14 protein-coding genes are annotated in these 15,229 nt (G+C 70.5%); 7 read left to right on the top strand and 7 right to left on the bottom strand.

What is annotated here, in order from left to right; genetic code table 11:
* Positions 1–15: 15 nt before the first annotated feature.
* The gene (locus ACIRJP_RS31055) at positions 16–1,059 is read left to right on the top strand and encodes a zinc-dependent alcohol dehydrogenase family protein (protein ID WP_404181200.1); all 1,044 of its coding nucleotides are present in this window, start codon (positions 16–18) and stop codon (positions 1,057–1,059) included.
* On the opposite strand, the gene ACIRJP_RS31050 is transcribed toward ACIRJP_RS31055, so the two are convergent.
* Together ACIRJP_RS31050 and ACIRJP_RS31045 are read right to left on the bottom strand one after the other, a co-directional pair.
* Positions 1,049–2,533 (bottom strand): CoA transferase, encoded by a 1,485-nt coding sequence (locus ACIRJP_RS31050; RefSeq protein ID WP_404181197.1) that lies wholly within the window; start codon positions 2,531–2,533, stop codon positions 1,049–1,051. The genes ACIRJP_RS31055 and ACIRJP_RS31050 overlap by 11 nt on opposite strands.
* A gap of 174 nt (positions 2,534–2,707) precedes the next feature.
* Entirely contained in the window at positions 2,708–4,243 is a 1,536-nt protein-coding gene (locus ACIRJP_RS31045) for a S8 family peptidase (RefSeq protein WP_404181194.1), read from the bottom strand.
* Between the two features lie 291 nt (positions 4,244–4,534).
* Here ACIRJP_RS31045 and ACIRJP_RS31040 point away from each other — a divergent pair, with 291 nt between their 5' ends.
* The 3 genes from ACIRJP_RS31040 (at position 4,535) to moaA (ending at position 7,719) form a co-directional block, all read left to right on the top strand.
* Positions 4,535–4,900, top strand: coding sequence for a DUF485 domain-containing protein (locus tag ACIRJP_RS31040; protein WP_404181191.1), 366 nt, complete (start codon positions 4,535–4,537; stop codon positions 4,898–4,900).
* A complete protein-coding gene (locus ACIRJP_RS31035; RefSeq protein WP_404181188.1) occupies positions 4,897–6,537 on the top strand; it encodes a cation acetate symporter in 1,641 nt (546 codons plus the stop codon). The genes ACIRJP_RS31040 and ACIRJP_RS31035 overlap by 4 nt, the downstream gene beginning before the upstream one ends.
* A 192-nt stretch (positions 6,538–6,729) precedes the next feature.
* On the top strand, positions 6,730–7,719 hold the full coding sequence (gene moaA, locus ACIRJP_RS31030; RefSeq protein WP_404181185.1) for a GTP 3',8-cyclase MoaA: 990 nt from the start codon (positions 6,730–6,732) through the stop codon (positions 7,717–7,719).
* 21 nt (positions 7,720–7,740) lie between these two features.
* Here the strand turns inward: moaA and ACIRJP_RS31025 are convergent, their stop codons facing one another.
* Together ACIRJP_RS31025 and ACIRJP_RS31020 are read right to left on the bottom strand one after the other, a co-directional pair.
* Positions 7,741–7,992, bottom strand: a complete 252-nt coding sequence (locus ACIRJP_RS31025) for a hypothetical protein (RefSeq protein ID WP_404181182.1) — start codon at positions 7,990–7,992, stop codon at positions 7,741–7,743.
* Positions 7,993–8,229: 237 nt separating this feature from the next.
* Positions 8,230–8,595, bottom strand: coding sequence for a DUF3099 domain-containing protein (locus ACIRJP_RS31020; protein WP_266736344.1), 366 nt, complete (start codon positions 8,593–8,595; stop codon positions 8,230–8,232).
* Positions 8,596–8,839: 244 nt separating this feature from the next.
* Here ACIRJP_RS31020 and ACIRJP_RS31015 point away from each other — a divergent pair, with 244 nt between their 5' ends.
* On the top strand, positions 8,840–9,115 hold the full coding sequence (locus tag ACIRJP_RS31015) for a GlsB/YeaQ/YmgE family stress response membrane protein (RefSeq protein WP_404181178.1): 276 nt from the start codon (positions 8,840–8,842) through the stop codon (positions 9,113–9,115).
* A gap of 74 nt (positions 9,116–9,189) precedes the next feature.
* Here ACIRJP_RS31015 and tyrS read toward each other — a convergent pair whose 3' ends face one another.
* The 3 genes from tyrS to ACIRJP_RS31000 form a co-directional block, all read right to left on the bottom strand.
* Positions 9,190–10,455, bottom strand: coding sequence for a tyrosine--tRNA ligase (gene tyrS / locus ACIRJP_RS31010; RefSeq protein WP_351255115.1), 1,266 nt, complete (start codon positions 10,453–10,455; stop codon positions 9,190–9,192).
* Positions 10,456–10,520: 65 nt separating this feature from the next.
* A complete protein-coding gene (locus ACIRJP_RS31005) occupies positions 10,521–11,915 on the bottom strand; it encodes a metallopeptidase TldD-related protein (RefSeq protein ID WP_404181174.1) in 1,395 nt (464 codons plus the stop codon).
* On the bottom strand, positions 11,912–13,435 hold the full coding sequence (locus ACIRJP_RS31000; protein WP_404181171.1) for a TldD/PmbA family protein: 1,524 nt from the start codon (positions 13,433–13,435) through the stop codon (positions 11,912–11,914). The genes ACIRJP_RS31005 and ACIRJP_RS31000 overlap by 4 nt, the downstream gene beginning before the upstream one ends.
* A gap of 231 nt (positions 13,436–13,666) precedes the next feature.
* On the opposite strand from ACIRJP_RS31000, the gene fabG reads away from it, so the two are divergent.
* Together fabG and fabI are read left to right on the top strand one after the other, a co-directional pair.
* Positions 13,667–14,386, top strand: a complete 720-nt coding sequence (gene fabG / locus ACIRJP_RS30995) for a 3-oxoacyl-[acyl-carrier-protein] reductase (protein WP_259931067.1) — start codon at positions 13,667–13,669, stop codon at positions 14,384–14,386.
* Between the two features lie 5 nt (positions 14,387–14,391).
* Positions 14,392–15,159 carry an enoyl-ACP reductase FabI gene (gene fabI / locus ACIRJP_RS30990; RefSeq protein WP_404181168.1) on the top strand — a complete coding sequence of 256 codons (768 nt, stop codon included), beginning with the start codon at positions 14,392–14,394 and terminating at the stop codon, positions 15,157–15,159.
* Positions 15,160–15,229: the final 70 nt, after the last annotated feature.

Raw genomic sequence — 15,229 nt, 5'->3', positions numbered from 1 at the left:
CAAGGACCCCCACGCATGCGCGCCACCGTCATCCACGCCCCCCACGACATACGTGTGCAGGAGGTACCCGACCCCACGGTCCAGCAGCCCACCGACGTGGTGCTGCGGGTCCTGCGGGCCTGCATCTGCGGCAGCGACCTGTGGGCGTACCGGGGCGAGTCGGCCCGGCAGCCGGGCCAGCGTATCGGGCACGAGTTCCTCGGGATCGTCGAGGAGGCGGGTTCCGAGGTGGCCGGCTTCGCCGTCGGTGACCTGGTCGTCGCCCCGTTCGTCTGGTCCGACGGCACCTGCGCCTACTGCGCCGAGGGGCTGACGACCTCCTGCCCGCAGGGCGGGTTCTGGGGCTCGGTCGGCTCCGACGGCGGGCAGGGCGAGGCCGTGCGCGTCCCGTACGCCGACGGCACGCTGATCAAGCTCCCCGCCGCCGCGGCCGCCGACGACCACCTGCTCACCGCGCTCCTCGCCCTGTCCGACGTGCTCGGCACCGGACACCACGCCGCCGTCGGCGCGGGCGTGAAGCCCGGCTCCACGGTCGCGGTCGTCGGTGACGGGGCGGTCGGGCTCTGCGGCGTCATGGCCGCCAAGCGGCTCGGCGCCGAGCGGATCATCGCGCTCGGCCGCCATCGGGCACGCACGGACATCGCCCGCGCCTTCGGCGCCACGGACGTCGTCGCCGAACGCGGCGAGGCGGCCGTCGAAGCCGTACGGGAACTGCTCGGCGGCGAGGGCGCACAGGCCGTGATCGAGGCAGTCGGCACCGAGCAGTCGATGCGCACCGCGGTCGGGATCACCCGCGACGGCGGCTCCATCGGCTACGTCGGCGTGCCCCACGGCAGCGGCACCGGCCTGGATCTCGGCGTCATGTTCGACCGGAACATCGCCCTGCGCGGCGGCGTCGCCCCCGTGCGCACGTACATCCCGGAGCTGCTCCCCGACATCCTGGCCGGCACGATCGACCCCTCGCCCGTCTTCGACCTGACCGTCGGTCTCGACGACGTCCCGGCCGGCTACAAGGCGATGGACGAGCGTACGGCGCTGAAGGTGCTCATCAAGCCGTGAGCCAGGCAGTCGCGTCCGCCCCCAGCGGGCCGGGCGGGCGCGACCAGTCGGCGGGGGAGCCGTCGAAGGCGACCGGCGGCAGCGCGTGCCGCAGCCGGCCCAAGGGGCTGTCCGTCTCCGTGAGCCACTTCTCCGGGTCGTACGACGGATCCGCAGCTGCGTCCGCCGCCGTGTCCGCCTCCGCGTCCGCGTCCGTTTCCCGGCGGGCCGGGAGTTCGTCGAGCAGCCAGGCGGCGGTGCGGGCGAGCGAGAGCGTGACCAGCCGGGAGCCGCCCTCGTCGTGCTGCTCGGACAGCGCCCGCATCACGGCCGCGGCCAGCAGATAGCCGGTGCCGTGGTCGAGCGCCTGGGCGGGCAGAGCCCCGGGCCGGCCCCCGGGCCCGGCGGCCTCGACGGACGCGATGCCGGTGGCCACCTGGACCAGGCTGTCGAAGCCGCGCCGCCGCGCCCACGGACCGTGCCCCCAGGCCGAGAGCCGCCCGATCACCAGCCCCTGCCTGCGCGCGGCCAGGGACCGGGGCGTCAGCCCGAACCGCTCGACCGAACCGGGCCGGTAGCCGACGACGACCACGTCCGCGTCGGCCAGCAGCCCGTCGAAGGCGGCCCTGCCGGAGCGGCCGGCGAGATCCAGTTCCACCGACCGCTTCCCGAAACCGGTGTCGCTGTGCGCGTCCGGGCTCTCCGGCAGCTGCGGGGCGTCGATCCGCAGGACGTCCGCGCCGAGCAGCGCGAGCGTACGGGTGGCGACCGGCCCCGCGATGACCCGGGTGAGGTCCAGCACGCGCAACCCGGCGGCAGGCAGCAGCGGTTCACAGGTGAGCGCCGCGGTCCGGCGCACCGTCGCATGGTCGATGCGGTCCCTGCCCACCAGCGGTGTGCCCGCGAGCGCCGCGCCCCGAGGATCGGCCGCCCACTGACCGGGCGTACGGGCGGCCACGGCCAGGCCGCCCGACGCGTACACCGTCCGCTCGATCTCGTCGCTCGGGCGCCCGGCGAACGAGGAGGTGGCGGTGTCCACGGCGAGGTCGTCCGGGGTGTTTGCGGGCAGCCCCAGCGTGGCGAGCAGCCGGGCCCGGTGGTGCGGGTAGTTGGCGTGCGTGCGTACCCAGCCGTCGGCGGTGCGCCAGAACCGGGACAGCGGGGCGAAGGTGGTCGCCGCGCGCCCGTCGATCCGCAGATGGCGCTCGCTGGTGAATGCCGTGGCCACCGCGCCGTCGTCGATCCGCACCCGGGGCACGGGGTGTCCGGTGCGGCGCGCGGCCAGTTCGGCGGCGGCCAGCGAACAGACCGCGACGGCGGAACGGGCCAGCTCCATGACGGGCAGCCGGGCGGGAAGCAGCGCGTCGGAGCCGCCCGTCCCGAGGCTTGCGGAAGACCCGAGGCGCGCCGAAGACCCGATGTGCGCGAGGAGCGCGGGGCCACCGCCGAGCGCCGCCCAGGCCTGCTCGGTGCCGGACAGAGGTGCGTGATTCATCCCCGCACTATGGCACTGAGTGTCACCAGCCAGGAAGGTCCCCCGGGGACGGCGCGGCAGCGGCCCGGCCGGGCCGGGGAAAGGCGGCGGAAGGGCCGGCCGGAGACTCCGGACGCCGTTGGTACCAACAGCGTCAAGCCTGCGGACCGGCCCTCCCGCCGCGCCGCGTTCCGACTACCAGCGGACCGCGTTCAGCGCGTTCACCACACCGGCGCCGTAGAAGCCGTTGCGGTTCTTGTCGCCCTCGCAGACGGCGTCGATCTTGCCGTCACCGTTGATGTCGTACGGGGCACCGCACGCGGTGGCGTCGGCCTCGGCGCTCAGCAGCGCCTTCACCGCGGCCGCCGAGGCGTGCGGGTGCGTCGACTTGATCAGGGCCGCGACACCCGCGACATGCGGGGAGGCCATCGACGTGCCGGCCTTGTAGCCGTACTTGCCGTCCGGCAGCGTGGACAGGATCAGGCCGCTCGTGGCCGGCGGGGCGGGCGTCTGGTAGACCGTGGAGTCGCCGCCCGGGGCCGCGACGTCGATGACGCCGTTCCCGTAGTTCGAGTACGAGGCCTTCAGGCCCTTGGCACCGGTCGCGGAGACCGTCACGACGCCCGGCAGCTGCACCGGGATGTCGAGGCACTCACGCGGGTTGATCGTCCGGGTGACGGCCGAGGTGTCGTTCGGACTGGTGGTGTCCTCGATCGCGTCGGAGGCCAGGTCGAAGCTGCTGTTGCCGGCCGAGGCGATGTTGACCGTGCCCTTGCTCTCCGCGTACCGCGTGGCGCGCGTGACGGCCTCGACCAGGGCGCCCTGGTCCGGGTCGTTCTTGCAGTTGAACATCCACGGGTCGGTGTAATAGCTGTTGTTGGTGACATCGACACCGTGCTCGGCGGCCCAGACGAAGCCGCAGACGATCGACTCGGTGTAGAAGAAGCCGTCCGGGTTCGCCACCTTGATGCCGGCGACCTTGACGCCCGGGGCGACACCCGTCACCCCTACGCCGTTCTTCGCGGCGGCGATGGTGCCCGCGACGTGCGTGCCGTGGTTGCTCTCGGTCGGCGCCGAACGCCAGGCCCCGTCCGTGGTGTCCGGCGCCCCGGAGACGCAGCTCGCCGACGCCTTGCGGTCGAAGTTCGGCGCCAGGTCCGGGTGGGTGTCGTCGACACCCGTGTCGATGACCGCGACCGTGACCTTGCTGCTGCCGAGCGTCCGCTTGTGCGCCTGGTCCGCCTTGATGGCGGGCAGATCCCACTGCAGGGGTTCCATCGGATCCTGGTCGCCCGTCGCCTCGGCCGACGCGGCCTTGGCCTGCGCGGCGGTCAGCGGCTGCTCGACCCCGGTGTCCGTGGTGGCCTGGGGAACGATCGGGTTGGTGCGGGTGGCCCCGGCCGAATCGACACCCTTGACCCGGCGGATCGACTGCGCGAAGTCCGGGTTCTGCGAGTGGACGACGATGACGCCTATCTGCTCGTAGGCGACCACCACCGTGCCGCCGGCTGCGGCTATCGCCTTCTTCACCTGCTTGACGGTCCCGTGGTTGCCCCGCGTGTTGACCACGTACGAGAGCTTCGGGCCGTCCGTCGACACCGCAGCCGTGGGCTGCGCGTCCAGGGGTGCGGCAGAGGCGGCCGCAGTCGGCAGGAAGCCGAGCGAAGCCGTGAGTGCCAATCCGACGGGCAACGACAGTGCGCGCGTCCGTCTGGATCCCAGGTGAGCCATGGGGTCTCCACATCATCCGTACCGGTCGACCGGACACGGGACGCATCCAGTCGCGTACATGACCTGGAAGTTATCGCTGATCATCCCCGCTGTTCAATGAGTTCGGGGGACCGGGTTCGGCCGGACGGACGTGAAACGGCGTCTGGGAGAAGTACGGAGCCGCGATGAACCGCTTCGCCGCGCTCTCCGTGCCGTTGTCGGGGGAGGTGCACCGACACCCCCCGGCACCCAGCGTTTCCAGTGAGATCCACCGTCACCGACACCACCGCACCCGCGTCGTGAGGAGATTCCGTGGCTACCGATGCACCCCCGCCCGAGGCCAGTACGCAGACCCGCCCCGCCCCGCCCACCACCGAGGACTTCATCGAGATGCAGGAGAGCGGGGAGTTCGGCGAACTGCGCCATTCGTACCGCTCGTTCGCCTTCCCGCTGACCATCGCGTTCGTCCTCTGGTACCTGCTCTACGTGCTGCTGTCCAACTACGCGGGCGGCTTCATGGGCACCAAGGTGTACAGCAACATCAACGTGGCCTTCGTCTTCGGCCTCGCCCAGTTCGTCACCACCTTCCTCATCGCCTGGTTCTACTCGCGGCACGCGGCCGCGAAGCTCGACCCGAAGGCCGAGGCCATCAAGTCCCGTATGGAGGCCGACGCATGAGCACCGCCTACCACTCGCACACCGCCGTTCAGCTGGCCGCCTCCTCGACCACCGAGCACCGGCCGCTGATCATCACGCTCTTCGCCGTGTTCGTCGCCGCGACCCTGGGCATCACCGTCTGGGCCGGACGGCAGACCAAGAGCGCCTCCGACTTCTACGCGGGCGGCCGCCAGTTCACCGCCTTCCAGAACGGACTCGCGGTCTCCGGCGACTACATGTCCGCCGCGTCCTTCCTCGGCATCGCCGGGGCCATCGCCCTCTTCGGCTACGACGGCTTCCTGTACTCCATCGGCTTCCTCGTCGCCTGGCTCGTCGCCCTGCTGCTGGTCGCCGAACCGCTGCGCAACTCGGGCCGCTACACGATGGGAGACGTCCTCGCCTACCGGATGCGCCAGCGCCCCGTCCGCACCGCCTCCGGCGTCTCCACCATCGTCGTCTCGATCTTCTACCTGCTGGCCCAGATGGCGGGCGCGGGCGTCCTGGTCTCCCTGCTCCTCGGCATCACCAGCGACGCGGGCAAGATCCTCATCGTCGCCCTCGTCGGCGTACTGATGATCGTGTACGTCACCATCGGCGGCATGAAGGGCACCACCTGGGTGCAGATGGTCAAGGCCGTACTGCTCATCGCCGGCGCCCTCCTGATGACCTTCCTGGTGCTGCTGAAGTTCGACTTCAACATCTCCGACCTGCTGGGCACGGCCGCCGAGAAGAGCACACACGGCGCGGCGTTCCTGGAGCCCGGCCTCAAGTACGGTGCCACCGGCACCTCGAAGCTGGACTTCCTCTCGCTCGGCATCGCCCTGGTCCTCGGCACCGCCGGCCTGCCGCACATCCTGATCCGCTTCTACACGGTGCCGACCGCCAAGGCCGCCCGCAAGTCGGTCAACTGGGCCATCGGCATCATCGGCGCCTTCTACCTGATGACGATCGCCCTGGGCTTCGGCGCCGCGGCCCTCATCGGCCCCGACGAGATCAAGGCGAAGAACCCGGCCGGCAACGCGGCCGCGCCGCAACTCGCCGAATACCTCGGCGGGGTCGGCACCACAGGCGGCGCCGTGCTGCTCGCCGTGATCTCGGCCGTCGCCTTCGCCACCATCCTCGCCGTCGTCGCGGGACTCACCCTCGCCTCCTCGTCCTCCTTCGCGCACGACATCTACGCCAACGTCATCCGCAAGGGGAAGGCCACCGAGAAGGAGGAGATGCGGGCGGCCCGCTGGGCCACCGTCCTCATCGGCGCGGTCGCGATCGCCCTGGGCGCCTTCGCCCGCGACATGAACGTCGCCGGACTGGTGGCGCTGGCGTTCGCCGTCGCCGCCTCCGCCAACCTGCCGACCATCCTCTACAGCCTCTTCTGGAAGCGGTTCACCACCCAGGGCGCGCTCTGGTCGATCTACGGCGGTCTGGCGACCTCGGTGATCCTGGTGCTGTTCTCGCCGGTCGTCTCCGGCAACCCGAAGACGTCGATGTTCAAGGGCGTCGACTTCGCCTGGTTCCCGCTGGAGAACCCCGGCCTGATCTCCATCCCGCTGGGCTTCCTGCTCGGCTGGATCGGCTCCCTCCTCTCGAAGGAGGAGCCGGACAAGGGCAAGTACGCCGAACTGGAGGTCAAGTCCCTCACCGGCGTCGGAGCGCACTGAGCGAGCGGCGCCCCGGGCGCCCCTCCCACTCCGCGGCCGTGTCGTAGGGTCCTACGACACGGCCGCGCCGCACCTCGTGCCAAACGGGCCCCGCCGATGTCACAGCTCTCGCGTACTCTCGGAGAAGTCAGCCGGAAGGGCCGTACGGAGAGCGGAATCGGCGCCGGGAAACAATCGGGGGAGGGGGCCCACATGCTCATCGACACCTACGACCGGGTAGCCACCGACCTGCGCGTCTCGCTGACCGACCGGTGCAACCTGCGGTGCACGTACTGCATGCCGGAAGAGGGCCTGCAATGGCTGGCCAAGCCCGACCTCCTCACCGACGACGAGATCGTCCGGCTGATCGGCATCGCCGTCACCCGGCTCGGCATCACGGAGGTCCGCTTCACCGGCGGTGAGCCGCTGCTGCGCCCCGGGCTCGTCTCCATCGTCGAGCGGTGCGCAGCCCTGGCCCCCCGCCCCAGGATGTCGCTCACCACCAACGGCATCGGTCTGCAGCGCACCGCCGCCGCACTCAGGGCCGCGGGTCTCGACCGGGTCAACGTCTCGCTGGACACCCTGCGCCCCGACGTCTTCAAGAACCTCACCCGCCGCGACCGCCACCGTGACGTGCTCGCCGGTCTCGAAGCCGCCCGCGAAGCCGGTCTCACCCCGGTCAAGGTCAACACCGTCCTGATGCCGGGGCTCAACGACGACGAGGCCCCCGAGCTGCTCGCCTGGGCCGTCGAGCACGGGTACGAGCTCCGCTTCATCGAGCAGATGCCGCTCGACGCCCAGCACGGCTGGAAGCGCGACGGCATGATCACGGCAGGGGACATACTCCAGTCGCTGCGCACCCGCTTCACCCTCACCGAGGAGAGCACCGGGGAGCGCGGCTCGGCCCCCGCCGAGCGCTGGACCGTCGACGGCGGCCCCCACCGGGTCGGCGTCATCGCCTCCGTCACCCGCCCCTTCTGCCGGGCCTGCGACCGCACCCGGCTCACCGCCGACGGTCAGGTGCGCACCTGCCTCTTCGCCCGCGAGGAGACCGACCTGCGCGGCGCCCTGCGCTCGGACGCGCCGGACGAGGAGATCGCCCGGATCTGGACACTCGCGATGTGGGGAAAAAAGGCCGGATCTGGTCTGGACGACCCCTCCTTCCTCCAGCCCGACCGGCCCATGTCGGCGATCGGCGGCTGACGGGCCCGTCAGCCGCGGGCCCTAGCCCCGGTCGTCGGCGCGCGACTCCCACTCCGCGAGCGTCACGACTTCCTTGAGGAAACTCCGGACGTCCAGGAACGAGGAGAGGTGCTCCCGGTGCTCCTCGCAGGCCAGCCAGGTCTTGCGGCGCTCCGGGGTGTGCAGCTTCGGGTTGTTCCAGGCAAGCACCCATACGGCATCGGCCCGGCAGCCCTTGGCGGAACAGATCGGAGCGGCGGCGGCGCTGTCGGCCGCGGTTTCAGGGGAGTTCACGGACTCAACCCTAGGGCCTGTCATCGAACCGCCGTCGTCGCCCGAAGCGCGGCAGTGGCCGCAGAAAAACGACGCCGAGCAGCCACGGGGGGAGCTGCCCGGCGTCGGTCCGTCGCTCCGACGGGGGATGCGGAGCGCCTACGAATTATGTCACGCAGACCGGGGTGCGGTGCACCGTAACTTCACGATTGATCTGAGGTTTTCTTGAGCCTCGGATGCAGTGCGCACCCAACCGGCTCAGGCCGATTCCCCGCCGCGGCGCACCCCGTCACCCTCCGGACCGGGTTCCGCTCCACCGGCCACCGGCGCCGCGTCGAGCACCGGCCGCATCGGCGCCGGTACGAAGGTGGACGGCAGTGAAGGGGTGTTCTCCCGGCCGGCGTTGGCGATGACCACGGCCACGTAGGGGAGCAGCACCCCGAGCGCGAGCGCCACGATCGCGACGTAGCGCTCGACGTTCCACAGCACCGCGGCCAGGATCACCGAAACCGTCCGTACGGACATCGAGATCACATAGCGCCGCTGCCTGCCGCGCACATCGTCCGCGAGCCCCTGCCGGGCCCCCGTGATCCGGAAGACCTCGCCGCCGCTCTGCTTCCGCATCACGTCTCCATCACCCTTCCCCCAGCGCCTGACGGGCCGGCGGACACCTCATTTCCCGCACCGGACGCTCCCCGGACCGGAACCACGGTACGCCCGGCGCCTTGCGGCTTCGAGACCGGGGCACACCCTGTTCGTACATATCGGTTATCCGTGCCGCACGTACGGCCCCTCCGGCATGCGGCGTACGCCCCACGGGCCGAGACTGGGCTCACATGCGCGACATCGCGTCGCGCGAGGAGGCGACATGGGCTGGTTGTGGGCAATCATCGTGGGTCTGGTGCTCGGCCTGATCGCGAAAGCGATCCTGCCGGGCAAACAGAACATCCCGCTCTGGCTGACGATCATCTTCGGCATCATCGGCAGCGTCCTCGGCAATACCGTCGCCACCTGGATCGGTGTCAACGACACCAAGGGCATCGACTGGATCCGCCATCTGCTCCAGCTGATCGGTGCGGTGGTCGTCGTCGGCGTCGGCGACATGCTGTGGGCCTCGTTCCGCCGTCCCAAGCAGAGGACCTGATTCATCGGGCACGCAACGCGACTCGGCCGGACACGCGTCACGCGTGTCCGGCCGAGTCGCCGATACGTCCGGGATCAGCCGGTGACCTCGATGGCGGCGAGGTTCTTCTTGCCCCGGCGCAGCACCAGCCAGCGCCCGTGCAGCAGCTCCTCGCGGGCCGGCGCGCTCTCGCCGTCCGAGACCTTGACGTTGTTCACGTACGCACCGCCCTCCTTCACCGTGCGACGGGCGCCCGACTTGCTCGGCGCCAGGCCGACCTCGACCAGGAGGTCCACCAGCGGGCCGAGCTCGGTGACCTGGGCGTGCGGCACCTCGGACAGTGCGGCGCTCAGGGTCGCCTCGTCCAGCTCGCCGAGCTCACCCTGGCCGAAGAGCGCCTTCGACGCCGCGATGACCGCGGCGCACTGATCGGCGCCGTGCACCAGCGTCGTCAGCTCCTCGGCCAGCGCGCGCTGCGCCGTCCGGGCCTGCGGACGCTCCTCGGTGACCTTCTCCAGCTCCTCCAGCTCCGCGGGGCTGAGGAAGCTGAGGATGCGCATGTACCGGGAGATGTCCCGGTCGTCCACGTTCAGCCAGAACTGGTAGAAGGCGTACGGCGTCGTCATCGTCGGGTCGAGCCAGACGGCCCCGCTCTCGGACTTGCCGAACTTGGTCCCGTCCGCCTTCGTCATCAGCGGCGTCGCCAGCGCGTGCACCTCGGCGCCCGGCTCCAGGCGGTGGATCAGGTCGAGACCGGCGGTGAGGTTGCCCCACTGGTCGCTGCCGCCCTGCTGGAGGGTGCAGCCGTAGCGCCGGTACAGCTCCAGGAAGTCCATGCTCTGGAGCAGCTGGTAGCTGAACTCGGTGTAGCTGATGCCCTCGTCGGACTCCAGCCGCCGGGCGATGGACTCCTTGGTCAGCATCTTGTTGACCCGGAAGTGCTTGCCGATGTCCCGGAGGAACTCGATCGCGGACATGCCCGAGGTCCAGTCCAGGTTGTTCACCATGACCGCCGCGTTCTCGCCCTCGAAGGACAGGAACGGCTCGATCTGGGACCGCAGCCGCGTCACCCAGTGGGCGATCGTTTCCGGATCGTTCAGCGTGCGCTCCGCGGTCGGCCGCGGGTCACCGATCTGACCGGTGGCCCCGCCCACCAGGGCGAGCGGCCGCAGACCGGCCTGCTGCAGCCGGCGCATGGTGAGCACCTGCACCAGATGGCCGACGTGCAGACTGGCCGCGCTGGGGTCGTAGCCGCAATAGAAGGTGACAGGACCGTCCGCGAGAGCCTTGCGCAGTGCGTCCTCGTCAGTGGACTGGGCGAACAGCCCACGCCACTTCAGCTCGTCGACGATGTCCGTCACGGTTCCGTGTCTCCTCGGGGTGCGTACGGGTACGGGTAATGGCTTTCCCGCTCAGTCTAGGCGGGTCAGACGCCCGGACTCACCGAGCTCATGTTGAAGTCCGGGATCCGCAGGGCGGGCATCGCGGCCCGGGTGAACCAGTCGCCCCACTCGCGTGGCAGCGTCTTCTCCGTACGGCTCGCCTCCGTGGCCCGCGACAGCAGGTCCACCGGCGACTCGTTGAACCGGAAGTTGTTCACCTCGCCGACGACCTCGCCGTCCTCGACGAGATACACCCCGTCGCGGGTCAGCCCGGTCAGCAGCAGGGTGGCCGGATCGACCTCGCGGATGTACCACATGCAGGTCAGTAGCAGCCCGCGCCCGGTCGTCGCGGCCACCATCTCCTCCAGCGACCGCTCTCCGCCGGCCTCCAGCACCAGGTTGTCGATGGCCGGCGCGACCGGCTGCCCGGTCAGCCCCGCCGTGTGCCGGGTGGTCGTCAGATGGTCCAGCCTGCCGTCCCGGATCCAGTCGGTCGGGGCCAGCGGCAGGCCGTTGTCGAAGACGGATGCGCTGTCCCCGGAGGCGTGGGCGATCACGAACGGCGCCGACTCCAGGCCCGGTGCGTTCGGGTCGCTGCGGAGCGTCAGCGGCAGCCCGGAGAGCTGCTCGCCGATCCTCGTCCCGCCGCCCGGCTTGGAGAACACCGTCCGGCCCTCCGCGGCGTCCCGCGCAGCCGAGGACCACAGCTGGTAGATCAGCAGATCGGCGACGGCGGTCGGCGGCAGCAACGTCTCGTACCGCCCCGCGGGCAGCTCGATACGGCGCTGTGCCCAGCGCAGCCGCTGCGCCAGTTCCGCGTCCAGCTCGGCCGGGTCGACATCCTTGAAGTCGCGCGTCGAACGGCCGGCCCAGGACGAACGGGTGCGGTCCGGGGACTTGGCGTTGAGCTCCAGGGTGCCGGTCGGCTGGTCGTGGCGCAGCCGCAGCCCCGTCGACGTACCGAGGTAGGTCGAGGTCAGCTCGTGGTTGGCGAAGCCGTACAGCTCACGGCCGCCGGAGCGGGCGCGGGCAAATGCCTCGCCGAGCGCCGGGGCGAACTCGGCGAAGACGGCCGAGCCGGTCTCGGCCGGTGCGTCCGTGAAGTCGGGCGCCTCGGGCACCCCGGTGACCAGCGGCTGCGCGTCCTCCGCCGGTCCGGCCCCGCGTGCCGCGGCCTCGGCGGCCCGCACCAGCGGCTCCAGGTCGTCGGCGGTGACCGCGGACCGCGACACCACACCGGACGCGGTGCCCTGCGCACCGTCGACGGTCGCGATGACGGTCAGGGTCCGTCCCCGCGTCACCCCGTTCGTCGTGAGCGCGTTGCCGGCCCAGCGCAGGTTCGCGGACGACTCCTCGTCGGCGATGACCACGCAGCCGTCGGCGGTGGACAGTTCGAGCGCCCGCTCGACGATCTCGTGCGGCTTGCTGACGCGGCTCATCGTCCGGCCTCCTGCGTCGTATTGAGGATGTTCACGCCCCGGAAGAGGGCGGAGGGGCAGCCGTGCGAGACGGCCGCGACCTGGCCCGGCTGGGCCTTGCCGCAGTTGAAGGCGCCGCCCAGGACATATGTCTGCGGGCCGCCGACCTTCTCCATCGAGCCCCAGAAGTCCGTCGTCGTGGCCTGGTACGCGACGTCGCGCAGCTGCCCGGCCAGCCTGCCGTTCTCGATCCGGAAGAACCGCTGCCCGGTGAACTGGAAGTTGTAGCGCTGCATGTCGATCGACCAGGACCGGTCGCCGACCACATAGATACCGCGCTCCACCCCGCCGATCAGGTCCTCCGTGGACAGCCCGCCCGGATCCGGCCGCAGCGACACATTGGCCATCCGCTGGACGGGGACATGGCCCGGCGAGTCCGCGTACGCGCAGCCGTTGGAACGGCCCAGCCCGGTCAGCTTCGCGATCCGCCGGTCCAGCTGGTACCCGACCAGTGTCCCGTCCTTGACCAGGTCCCAGGACTGCGCCTCGACACCCTCGTCGTCGTACCCGATGGTCGCGAGCCCGTGCTCGGCGGTGCGGTCACCGGTCACATTCATCACGGGGGAGCCGTACGTCAGCTTCCCCAGCTGGTCGAAGGTGGCGAACGAGGTACCGGCGTACGCGGCCTCATACCCCAGCGCCCGGTCCAGCTCGGTGGCGTGGCCGATCGACTCGTGGATGGTCAGCCAGAGGTTGGACGGGTCGACCACCAGGTCGTACGTTCCTGCCTCGACGCTCGGCGCCCGCATCTTCTCGGCCAGCAGTCCGGGGATCCGCGCCAGCTCGTCGTCCCAGTCCCAGCCGGTCCCGGTCAGGTACTCCCAGCCGCGGCCCACCGGCGGGGCGATCGTCCGCATCGAGTCGAACTCACCGGTCGTGCCGTCCACGGCGACCGCGGTGAGCTGCGGATGCAGCCGCACCCGCTGCTGGGTGGTGACGGTGCCCGCCGTGTCCGCGTAGAACTTGTTCTCGTGAACGGTCATCAGTGAGGCGTCCACATGCGCGACGCCCTCGGCGCCCAGGAGCCGGCCGCTCCATTCGGCAAGCAGCCCCGCCTTCTCCTCGTCCGGCACCTCGAACGGATCGATGTCGTACGCAGACACCCAGGTCCGCTCACCGTGCATCGGCTCGTCCGCCAGCTCCACACGCTCGTCCGAGCCCGCCGCCGCGATCACCTTCGCCGACAGCTTCGCCATGGCGACGGCCTGCGAGGCCACCTTCGCCGCGGCGTCCATCGTCAGGTCCACCCCGGACGCGAACCCCCACGCCCCGCCGTGCACCACCCGCACCGCGTAGCCGAGATCGGTGGTGTCCGAGGACCCGGAGGGCCGGGCATCCCGCAGCCGCCAGGACGCGCTGCGCACCCGCTCCAGACGGAAATCGGCGTGCACGGCACCCAGCGCACGCGCGCGGGCGAGCGCCGCGTCGGCGAGGGCCCGCAGCGGCAGGGCCAGGAACGACTGATCTACCTCGTGGGGCACAGGAGATTCCCTTCTCGATACACCACGGCAGTGAACCATGCCGGACGGTGACCGTGCCGGGGATACCGGATGCCGCCCGGCGCGGCCCCGACAGGGCGCGGCCCGACGGCCAGCCGTCTGTAGGAACCCCACAGTGCCTGGGGGAAGGCGCTGTCAGGGGGCGATTGCTCGCGGAGCTCCTGGTACCGATAGGTTTTCGATGTACCAGACCGCTAGGGAAAGGGTGATCCGTTGAGCCGCTCGGTTCTCGTCACCGGAGGAAACCGGGGCATCGGCCTCGCCATCGCCCGCGCTTTCGCCGACAACGGCGACAAGGTCGCGATCACCTACCGCTCCGGCGAGCCGCCCGCTGTGCTCACCGAGGCCGGTGTTCTCGCGGTCCGTTGCGACATCACCGACGCCGAACAGGTGGAGCAGGCCTACAAGGAGATCGAGGAGAAGCACGGTCCCGTCGAGGTGCTGGTCGCCAACGCCGGTATCACCAAGGACCAGTTGCTGATGCGGATGTCCGAGGACGACTTCACGTCCGTCGTCGACACCAACCTCACCGGCACCTTCCGGGTCGTCAAGCGCGCCAACCGCGGCATGCTGCGCGCCAAGAAGGGCCGCGTCGTCCTCATCTCCTCCGTGGTCGGCCTGCTCGGCTCGGCCGGGCAGGCGAACTACGCCGCGTCCAAGGCGGGTCTGGTCGGCTTCGCCCGGTCGCTGGCCCGTGAACTCGGTTCGCGGAACATCACTTTCAACGTCGTCGCGCCCGGTTTTGTCGACACCGACATGACGCAGGTGCTCACCGAGGAGCAGCGCAAGGGCATCGTGTCCCAGGTGCCGCTCGGCCGCTACGCGCAGCCCGAGGAGATCGCCGCCGCGGTGCGCTTCCTCGCCTCCGACGACGCGTCGTACATCACTGGAGCCGTCATCCCCGTTGACGGCGGATTGGGCATGGGTCACTGATCACCATGAGCGGAATTCTCGACGGCAAGCGCATCCTCATCACAGGTGTGCTGATGGAGTCGTCCATCGCTTTCCATGCCGCGAAGGTGGCCCAGGAACAGGGCGCCGAAGTCATCCTGACCGCCTTCCCGCGGCCCACGCTGACGGAGCGCATCGCCAAGAAGCTGCCCAAGCCGGCCAAGGTCATCGAGCTGGACGTGACCAACACCGAGCACCTGGACCGGCTCGCCGGTCTGGTGAAGGACGAGCTCGGCTCGCTCGACGGCGTCGTCCACTCCATCGGCTTCGCGCCGCAGGACGCGCTCGGCGGCAATTTCCTCAACACCCCGTTCGAGTCCGTCGCCACCGCGATGCACGTCTCGGCGTTCTCGCTGAAGTCGCTCGCCATGGCCTGCAAGCCGCTGATGAACGACGGCGGCTCGGTCGTCGGCCTCACCTTCGACGCGCAGTTCGCCTGGCCGCAGTACGACTGGATGGGCCCGGCCAAGGCCGCGCTGGAGGCCACCTCCCGCTACCTCGCCCGTGACCTGGGCAAGGACGACATCCGCTGCAACCTGGTCTCCGCCGGTCCGCTCAAGTCCATGGCCGCGAAGTCCATCCCGGGCTTCACCGACCTCGCGGACGTGTGGAACACCCGCTCCCCGCTGTCCTGGGACATGGCGGACCCGGAGCCGGCCGGCCGCGCCATCGTCGCGCTGCTCTCGGACTTCTTCCCGAAGACCACGGGCGAGATCATCCACGTCGACGGCGGCGTGCACATCATGGGTGCCTGACCCCGTACGACGTGCCCTGACACAGCCGCGTACCGCCTGGGAACAGGCGGTACGCGGCTGTTTCGTGTAC

It is taken from the genome of Streptomyces sp. NPDC102437 (assembly GCF_044765565.1).
GTDB lineage: Bacteria > Actinomycetota > Actinomycetes > Streptomycetales > Streptomycetaceae > Streptomyces.
The sequence above is the reverse complement of the archived record's forward strand: the minus strand, read 5'-3'. Positions and strand labels throughout refer to the sequence as shown.

Coding starts and splice junctions, on each gene's coding strand:
- moaA (WP_404181185.1), top strand. CDS start 6,730: ATGCTCATCGACACCTACGACCGGGTAGCCACCGACCTGCGCGTCTCG.
- ACIRJP_RS31005 (WP_404181174.1), bottom strand. CDS start 11,915: ATGAGCCGCGTCAGCAAGCCGCACGAGATCGTCGAGCGGGCGCTCGAA.
- ACIRJP_RS31035 (WP_404181188.1), top strand. CDS start 4,897: ATGAGCACCGCCTACCACTCGCACACCGCCGTTCAGCTGGCCGCCTCC.
- ACIRJP_RS31015 (WP_404181178.1), top strand. CDS start 8,840: ATGGGCTGGTTGTGGGCAATCATCGTGGGTCTGGTGCTCGGCCTGATC.
- ACIRJP_RS31045 (WP_404181194.1), bottom strand. CDS start 4,243: ATGGCTCACCTGGGATCCAGACGGACGCGCGCACTGTCGTTGCCCGTC.
- ACIRJP_RS31020 (WP_266736344.1), bottom strand. CDS start 8,595: ATGCGGAAGCAGAGCGGCGGCGAGGTCTTCCGGATCACGGGGGCCCGG.
- ACIRJP_RS31055 (WP_404181200.1), top strand. CDS start 16: ATGCGCGCCACCGTCATCCACGCCCCCCACGACATACGTGTGCAGGAG.
- ACIRJP_RS31050 (WP_404181197.1), bottom strand. CDS start 2,533: ATGAATCACGCACCTCTGTCCGGCACCGAGCAGGCCTGGGCGGCGCTC.
- fabI (WP_404181168.1), top strand. CDS start 14,392: ATGAGCGGAATTCTCGACGGCAAGCGCATCCTCATCACAGGTGTGCTG.